This is a genomic window from Pyxidicoccus fallax (genome assembly GCF_012933655.1).
Classification (GTDB): domain Bacteria; phylum Myxococcota; class Myxococcia; order Myxococcales; family Myxococcaceae; genus Myxococcus; species Myxococcus fallax.
In genome coordinates this window covers 1-2,232 of the sequence record NZ_JABBJJ010000662.1, presented here as the reverse complement: position 1 = coordinate 2,232, position 2,232 = coordinate 1, and the positions used below count along the sequence as shown (strand labels likewise).

At 69.8% G+C, this 2,232-nt stretch carries 2 protein-coding genes and 1 pseudogene; 1 reads left to right on the top strand and 2 read right to left on the bottom strand.

Annotated elements, in window-relative coordinates; genetic code table 11:
• Positions 1-30: 30 nt before the first annotated feature.
• Positions 31-1,053, top strand: coding sequence for a hypothetical protein (locus HG543_RS53255; RefSeq protein ID WP_246357951.1), 1,023 nt, complete (start codon positions 31-33; stop codon positions 1,051-1,053).
• Positions 1,054-1,150: 97 nt separating this feature from the next.
• On the opposite strand, the gene HG543_RS53250 is transcribed toward HG543_RS53255, so the two are convergent.
• Both HG543_RS53250 and HG543_RS53245 read right to left on the bottom strand, forming a co-directional pair.
• Positions 1,151-1,639 (bottom strand): FKBP-type peptidyl-prolyl cis-trans isomerase, encoded by a 489-nt coding sequence (locus HG543_RS53250; RefSeq protein WP_169352618.1) that lies wholly within the window; start codon positions 1,637-1,639, stop codon positions 1,151-1,153.
• A gap of 128 nt (positions 1,640-1,767) precedes the next feature.
• A pseudogene (locus tag HG543_RS53245) lies at positions 1,768-2,232 on the bottom strand (ribonuclease H-like domain-containing protein); the annotation flags it as partial.

Below are 2,232 nucleotides of genomic sequence, written 5' to 3'. Positions count from 1 at the left end.
CCCCCACCCCCACTCCGAAAAGGTATCGCCATGAAGCCGATGCGTCTGCCGCTGTCCCTGTTCTCGCTGTCGCTGTGTCTCGGCATCGCCGCCCCCGCGGCGGCGGAGGAAGCCACCTCCGCTCCCGAGGCGCAGCAGGCCACCTCCGCTCCCGAGGCGCAGCAGGCCGCCGCCGTCCCCGCCGACGCCGACGGCCCCGTCGGCCCCATGTCCGCGCCGGCGTTCACGCCGCCGCGTCCGCCGGACCTGCGCGTCTATTTCCAGAACATGGATTTCCTCCGGTACAATCCCATCGGCATCGAGTCGCAGAACCGGCTCATCGTGCAGAAGCGCCTGTCGGACAGCACGTCGCCGCTCTTCGCCGACACGTTCATCAACGGCGCGGCGGTGCTGAAGCTCAACCCGGCCGGCATGAAGATGGGCCCCGCGGTGGAGTTCCAGCCCCTCACCATCCTCAACCTGAAGGCCACGTACGAGTACTGCCGCTACTTCGGCGCGTTCGGCTTTCTCCAGTCGTATCCGGGGCCGCTCACGGACTTCTCGGATGACGCGCGCAGCCTGACGGAGGACAACGCGTACAGCACCGGCGGCCACCACTACATGGTGGAGCCCACGCTCCAGGCGAAGGTCGGCTCCGTCGTGGTGCGCAGCAAGGCGTCCATCGAGTACTGGAACATCGACCTGCGCGACGGCACCCAGGGCGCCTTCTACGACGCGCTGCTGGACACGCTCATCCCCGGCAAGGGCTGGGTGTTCACCAACGACTCCGACGTGCTGATGCTGTACTCGCCGCAGATCGTCTTCGGCGCCCGCTTCAGCGGCGTGTGGCCGCGCTACCAGGGCGAGGGCAGCGCCATCAACGGCGACAACAGCCACATGCGCATCGGGCCCATGGTGTCCTATGCGTTCAACACGCGTGAGCGCTCGTCGTTCAACCGGCCCACGCTGTTCGTCAACGCGGCGTGGTACCTGAAGCACCCCAACCGCGACGGCGCGCTCCCCTACCTCGCGGCGGGCTTCTCCTTCACCTCGGACCTGGTGAGCGTGGACTGACGTCAGCAGCGTCCCGCTGAAACAAGACGCCCGTGGACCCCGCTCTTCGCGTGGGTGCCACGGGCGTCGTCCTTTCCGGCGCGTTGCGCCTGGGAGGTCAGTGGTCGTGGTCCTCGCCGGGGCCGTGCGCGTGGCCGTGCTCCAGCTCCTCCGGCGTCGCGGCGCGCACGTCGCGCACGGTGACGTCGAAGTGCAGCGTCTTGCCGGCCAGCGGGTGGTTGAAGTCCACCATCACGGTGTCGCCCTTCACTTCCTTGATGAAGAAGTCCACCTCGTCACCGTCCGGGTCGGTGGCGCTGAGGATGCCGCCGGGCTGCAGCTCCAGGCCCTCGGGGAACTCGGAGCGGGGAACTTCCTCGAGACCGTCCGGGTCGTAGTCGCCGTAGCCCTCGTCCGGGGTAACGGTCACCTGGAGGGTGTCGCCCTTGGACTTCCCCTCCAGCGCCTTCTCCAGGCCGGGAACGATTTCCTCGTACCCCTGCAGGTAGACGAGCGGCTCACCGGGCTCGCTCTCGTCCACCGCCTTCCCGTCACCGAGGTGGAGCCGGAAATCGATGGAGACGACGCTGTCCTTGGTAATTTTCATGGGGCCCTCATAGCGCACGGCGATGGCACATGCCTCAATCATGTGCCTGTCTGACAATGGGGCGAGCGTCCCGCCCGGCGCATCTGTCCGATTCCGTCCGGGAAGGGAATGCCTGAGGGAGGCCCCACTCAGCTCGCGGCGGGGCCCCGCTGCGGTGGGCCGGCGAGGTCCAGCGAGTATGCCCCGGCGCTCCGGGCGAGCCGTCCCTCCAGGCGGGCGACGCGGCGCCGATGGTCCTCGGGCAGCTCGGCCGCGGCTGACAGGCGAGCGTGGTGCAGCGCCCTCGGGAGGTCCTTCAGGGCATGCTCGTAGAGCTTCGTCAGCTCCAGGTGCAGCGTCGCCGCCTGGAAGCCGCGCGCGGACTGGAGCGCCTGGTGCAGGTGTCCCGCGGCGGTGATGGGGTCTCCGGCCTTGCGCGACAGGCGGGAGGCCAGCGCGAGGGCCTCCACGCCCACGGTGCCGCTGTCCCCGGCCGCGGCGGCGCGGGCGAAGGCCTGGGCCCGCGCATAGTCCCTCGCCCGGAGCGCGACGCCCGCGAAGCCCAGCAAATCTCGCGGGTCCTCGCCCGCGGGCACCGGGGCTCCCGCCCCTCC